The organism is Mycoplasma sp. 4423, from assembly GCF_054353855.1.
In genome coordinates, this window is sequence record NZ_JBTHHJ010000026.1 from 1 (window position 1) to 6,310 (window position 6,310).

The 6,310-nt window shown below is 26.4% G+C and carries 7 protein-coding genes; all 7 read right to left on the minus strand.

Translation table 4 applies throughout. The features are described 5' to 3' along the window. Positions 1–41: 41 nt before the first annotated feature. Positions 42–617, minus strand: coding sequence for an SMC-Scp complex subunit ScpB (gene scpB / locus ACXYRN_RS04095; RefSeq protein WP_458607766.1), 576 nt, complete (start codon positions 615–617; stop codon positions 42–44). After that, entirely contained in the window at positions 607–1,374 is a 768-nt protein-coding gene (locus tag ACXYRN_RS04100; protein ID WP_458597540.1) for a segregation/condensation protein A, read from the minus strand. Before ACXYRN_RS04100 ends, scpB begins: the two co-directional genes overlap by 11 nt. Beyond that, on the minus strand, positions 1,358–2,131 hold the full coding sequence (locus ACXYRN_RS04105; protein ID WP_435129286.1) for a lysophospholipid acyltransferase family protein: 774 nt from the start codon (positions 2,129–2,131) through the stop codon (positions 1,358–1,360). The genes ACXYRN_RS04100 and ACXYRN_RS04105 overlap by 17 nt, the downstream gene beginning before the upstream one ends. Then, positions 2,132–2,449: a 4'-phosphopantetheinyl transferase superfamily protein gene (locus ACXYRN_RS04110; protein ID WP_458597541.1), complete on the minus strand. Its 318-nt coding sequence runs from the start codon at positions 2,447–2,449 to the stop codon at positions 2,132–2,134. 127 nt (positions 2,450–2,576) lie between these two features. Then, a complete protein-coding gene (locus tag ACXYRN_RS04115) occupies positions 2,577–3,362 on the minus strand; it encodes a hypothetical protein (protein WP_458597542.1) in 786 nt (261 codons plus the stop codon). Continuing rightward, a complete protein-coding gene (locus ACXYRN_RS04120; protein WP_458607767.1) occupies positions 3,363–4,163 on the minus strand; it encodes a hypothetical protein in 801 nt (266 codons plus the stop codon). Further along, positions 4,164–6,113, minus strand: a complete 1,950-nt coding sequence (locus tag ACXYRN_RS04125; protein ID WP_458607768.1) for a S8 family serine peptidase — start codon at positions 6,111–6,113, stop codon at positions 4,164–4,166. It abuts the gene before it with no gap. Between the last annotated feature and the right edge of the window lie 197 nt (positions 6,114–6,310).

The following is a 6,310-nucleotide window of genomic DNA, read 5'->3' on the forward strand; positions in this document are numbered from 1 at the left end:
TTTTTTTTGCGAAATAGAAAATAACCTATCTAAGTGATAGGTTATTTATCCTCTCTTTGACTGGTAAATAAATCAAAATCATTTGCCTCATTTTCAACACCATCAACATAATTGAAATCATCTAGTTTTGGTAAATCACGTAAAGTAGAAATTTTAAAGTGATCATAGAATTTATTTGTTATCCCATATAATATTGGTCTACCAGGAGTAGGTGAAATACCAACCTCTTCAATCACACCTTTAACTAATAAAGTATTAATTACCTGATCAGAAGCAGTTCCACGCACTTTGTTAATTTGACTGCGGGTTATTGGTTGTTTATAAGCGATAATCCCTGCTACTTCAATAGCAGCATTTGATAAACGATGTGGACGCACAACTGATACCATCTTAGTTATATATTCTTTAACACTTTCACGGGTAGCTAATTTATATATTTCATTGAATACTACAACTTTTAAACCACGATCTTCAGAGTTGAAATCCTTATGAAAATCTGCCATTACTTTTTTTGCTTCGTGTAAGGTATTTAAGTTAAATATTTCTTTAACTTGTTCTAAAGTAAGTCCATCATCACCTTGAATATATAAAAGTGCCTCTAATATTTTATTCTTCATTGAATTTTTCTCCTCTGGTTATTGAAATTGCATCAAATTGATTATCTTGTTTGATTAGTAAATACTGTTGTCTTGCTAAATCTAAAACTGCAATTAAGGTAATAACAAAGTGATTTAAGGATGGTTGATTAAATACCATTTCAAAAGTTAAGGTTTGGTGTTGTCTTAATAAATTCTTAATAAACGGAAATTGATCGGATGGAGTTAAATTAAACTTTTCAAGTTTGGTTTGTCTCAGATGCTGTGCATAAACTCTTTCAAACATCTTACGCAGAACATTAATTAATTTTATCGGATTTGAATGTCCATCAAGTTTTGCTGAATCACTGTCTTGAATGTATTCATCAATATTACTTGCTTTTTTAATATAAATATCAGCGCGCTGGCTTTGAAATGTTTTTAAAGCTTCGCGAACCTGACGAAACTGCTCATATTCAACTAAGTCTTGAATAAACAACTTCTTTTCTTGTTCTATTTCTTCATCGACTTCGTCTGGACCTTGTAGGATCATCTTTGCTTTTAGGTTAATTAAGGTTGTAGCCATTACTAAATAATCGCCAGCAATATCAATTTCTGCTTCTTTTAAATGATTAATGATTTGAATATATTGAGTTGCTAATTCGATTAAATTAACTTCCATGATGCTTATTTTCTTCGCTTTAATTAACTCTAACAACAAATCAAGTGGTCCATCAAAATCAGCTAATTTGAAATTATGCTCATAAGAATAGTTAAGATTTTTATTTTTTAATTTCATCAGTATATCCTAACTTTGCAGCAATCATATCTTTTGCTTTTGTTGCAATTATTGCTGGTTCCTTAGTAATATTAGTTTTGGCTTTTAAAGTAGTTAAAAATGAAACTGTAACTTTGATTCTGCCATGACGTTTGAGACTAAAAGCATCTAATGTATTTGAGATAGCAACAGGAATCACATCCATATATGTATTATTGGCCATTTTATAGATACCTGATTTAAAATCACCTAATTTCTCTTCTTTAATGCGGGTTCCTTCCGGAAAGACAATTCCAAAAGTTTTTTGATTTTTGACAAAATCAGTAAATTCATCTAATGTACGAAGACTATCGCGGATATTTTTGTTATCTATAAAAAATGAATCAAGTAGTTGCATTGATTTATAAATAGTTTTACTTTTTTTCAATCCTTCTTTACCAATAAATGTAGGGACACGAGGCTTATCAATAAATTCTTGATTTGTTTGTTCTAATGCAGCAATCAAAACTAAGGCATCAATATATGATTTATGGTTAGGGGTTAAAATAATTCCACCATTATTTGGAATATTTTCAATGCCTTCAATAGCCAAATCAATATTATAAATTTTAATTAATTTCTTAGCAATTTTTAGAATAAACTTATAGCGTTGTTCACGAGAAACTAATTCAGGTGTTTTTTTATACTTACGCAGCATTGAACCAAGTTTCAATCAACGACGCAATCATGCTAAACATGTAGCAAGAAACTTAATTCTAGTATCTATTGTAAATTTCATTTATTCCCCCATATTAATTACAAAAGCAACCAATATATCTTTTTCATGCGAAATTGTAATAATAAAATCTTTAAAGATTCATCTATTGTTTATTTTTTTTATATCAATTTCTTTAAATTTATAATATTGATTATCTGCTTTAAAAATAGCTTCCTTTATTGCTCAACTTCGTGCTAAAAATAATTGCTTTTGTTTTTGTTTAAGTTTATCAAATTTAACTAATTCATCTGCAGAAAGCAACCTATCAATAAAAGAATTACTTTTGTTTACAAACCTGGAAATATGTGTTATATCAACACCTATTTTCAATTTATTCATATCTTAAATTATATTATAAAATTAGGTTTTTTAGTGTATAAAAATAAGCTAATTTTAATATTTTTTGCTTTTAAATTTATGTGTTTTGTTATTAAAACACAACAATATTAATATTGTTGTGTATATTTTATACTCGATCACCATATTTTGTTAAAAGTGTTTTGTAAATATTTTTAGTTTGAGTTTTTGTTAAATTTTCATCTATAAAAATCTTTTTTCCTTTATTAAAAGTAATTACAGTTAATTTTACATCTTTGTATAAAAAGTCTTTTTCATATTGTGGTGAACTTTGATATAACCAAAAATCTTCCACATAATATAAGTCATTTGGACTAACTACATCAAATATTAAATGAGTATCTGATTGGTGTGTAGGATCTGGTATAAGATATTTTTGATTGTATTTGTTTTTATCGTTTGGATCGAGTCAATATTGAGCTATAAGTAAATTATTTTCTTTAAAGAAAGTTTCAAGGTTTTGGTTATTTAAAAAAATATTAGAAAATTTTTGTAAATTAAGTTCAAGAATATCTTTTTCATCTAATTTTCGAATATCAAAATCTAAACTATATTTTTTACTATTATATAGTTCCACAAATAATTTACGATCAAATTTATTAAGTATTTTTTTCTTTAGGTCATCTAGTGTCTCAATAATAAGGTATGGCTGCTTAAATAAAGGTATCTTATCTTTGTTTCAAAGATAACTTCAATACTTACCAAAGCGGTCTTGGTTAGATACTATTTTATTTTGCTTTTGATATCACTCGAGTAAATTATTAAATTCATTTGTGGCATTAATCTCTGCTTTATTTTCCGTCGGTTTTTTTGTTTCAACATTTGAGCAAGCAATTAAAATAGGTGCAATCATTGATACAGAAACAAATAATATCAATCACTTATGATGCTTCATTTATTTTACCTCATATTTTTTTTCAAGAAATTCAAAGAGATCTATAACTTCTTGCTTAGTTAAGTGATCATTTACAATCGGATTAATTTTAATATTTTTATTTATTACAGCAGAATCCATAAATGATGCACCTCCACTTGCAGGTTGGTAATACCTCGCAGGTTGCAATTGTCCAGTATGTACTTTAATAAACGAGATTTCATCAGGATTACTTCTAGGATTATATATCAAGTAATCTATTTGGGAATAGTCAATACGATAGCGAGCATGTCAAGATGTAGAAAGAACCAAGTTTTTTGTCTTAAAAAATTCATCTATTTTTTGATTATATAAATATTGTTCTTCGAATTTTTGTTCATTATACTTATTTATTTGCTCTTGTGTCATATTATTAGGATTAATTTTTCAATAATTATTGATATTAAAATCCCTCTCTTTTTCATTTAACCTTAAAAACATATTGTATATTTTCTTATAAAAATCTAGTGAAAACCTACTTAAATAATCATTCCGAACTTGATTGGAACTTGTAAATATTGTAAAATTATTCTTTAATAAGGTTTCAACACCATACCCACCATTATTTTCACCAGATTCTCATTTTAACATAAAAAAATCATATGGATTTCTTTTTATATTAGTTTGGGTTTGGTAAAGATCAAGTAATTCAGCAAATCTTAAACGATAATCAATATTTTCATCGTCGTAATTTATAGAAACTTTGTTACTAGAGCATGACAAAACTATTAAAGAAGTTGATAAAACAGAAGATGCTAATATAGTTTTAAATGTTCTTTTCATTTATCAAAATACCAAATATGTCATTGCAATATTATCATCAATAGAATTTTCAAATAATGAATCTTTATATTTTACTACCCTTGCTCGATATAAACCTGATATATTTGCATTATGGATTATAAGTTCATCTGTTGAATCTTCTGTAATTATTTTTTTAATTTGCTTTCAATTCCCATTTTTATCTTTATATTCTAAAATTAAATCATAATCAGAATATAATTTTTGTTCTTGTCTTTTTAGGGTTTCATGTAATTTAAGTTGGCTGTCGTTTTTATGTGTACCACTTCACACTAAATCTGCAATTCCTGTTCCGATTGCAAAAAATGGAATTAAATATAGATATCAACTAAAATTCGAACTTGGTTTATTTTCTTTATTTTTAAGCAATCCAGCATTGAATAATCACGAACTAGCTACTCTTATGTTTTGTCCTTTATAAGCATAAAATTCTTTTGTTGCTAACACAGTTCCGTTTGTTTTTTTATCAATATTAGCAATTGTTAGATTATCAAACGCTTTAAGCATCTTTTCAAAATTAGGAATACCAGCTCCATATTTTAGTGAGTACCCATTACTTTTATAAGCTATATCATTATTATTCGGAATTCAAGATGCCACAGCTAAAATTGCTTTAATTGCTTGAATTCTATAATTATCATTATTAATTAAACTTTTCTCTCTTAATAATGTAGATATCAACCCTGAAATAATTGGTGCTGCATAACTTGTACCAATTTTATTATATTGACTATCACCATAACCCAATATTTTTCTTTTATATAAATAACCTGGTGCAACAACATTAGGTTTTGCTAAGTTTTTATATTTATCAAATAATAGATAATTTGAATATCGGGCAATATTATCAGATGATATTCCACGATATGAATCATATTCTAATGCTCCGACTACAATATTGTTAATTGATAATGATTTTGAATTTATTCATTCATTTCCTTTGTCACGGTTATCATTATCATTCCCGGATGCAAATACATTTATAATTCCATATTTTCTTGAAATACTATCCAAAAGTAAGTTATTTTCATTATATTCGCTACCTAATAAATCATAAATCGATCCATAACTATGATTTATAACTTTTACACCATTTTTAACAAACCATTCAAGGGCGCCTTCTCATTCTTTATCAGTTTTAAAACTACTAAAATACATTTTAGCGTATCTGTCAAATCCCTGACTACCAGCTGCAATCAATGGAACCTCTTGAGAATGATGGTTTAATTCAAGATTTTTATTTGTTATTAGAACCTCATAACCTCTGTTTAAAAAGTCATTATCCATAGTTTCATCAAATTTTCCACCAACTTCTAAAATTCCAATTTTAGATGTGGGTATATAACTTCTATGATTTTCTCGCTCTTTTTGTTTAATAAAATCCATAAACAAATCATTATTATTATTTATTTTTCTATAAAGTTTATAATATGGATCATATTGATTACTATTGCTTAGTTGTACAACACTTTGATCAAAAAGAACAATTCCTAATATTGAATCAAGTTTTTGTATTTTTTCAACAAAATTTTTTCGTTGTTCTTCGTTTTCAAAATAAAATCAAACAAACGGTGCTAACGAAGAAGTTTTAACATCTTTAAAAATTAGATTTGATTTTTTGATTTTTTCAATGAAATCTTGGTTCTTGTTTTTTAACAAATCCTCCAAATCATTTTCGCTGTTTTTGTCAAATTCATGTTTTAAAATAATTTTCAACTCGAAATTTTTAAGTGAATTAATTATAGTCGGATCAGAAGAACTTGTCTTTATTCTAAAATTCCTCACTTGAAATTTATTATTATGATAATTTTCAAATCATTTAATATCAGATTTTCCTTTTTCTTTAACTGAAAAAATCACTGTAGATGCTAAAACTAATGCAGTCGTAGGTAAAGCTCATAATAACATCTTTAATTTACTAAATCTTTTCATTATCAATTCCTTTCAGTTTTTATTATTAAAACAATATACTTATAATGTTCTAAATATAATTTCTATCATTATTTTAACATAAAAGCATATTTTTGTAGAAATATTCGTAAATTGAATAAAAAAATGCCCCTTAGGCATAGTTCTTTGAAAACTGAATAGTAATTATAATTCATTAAAATGTCTTGAATACATTTACT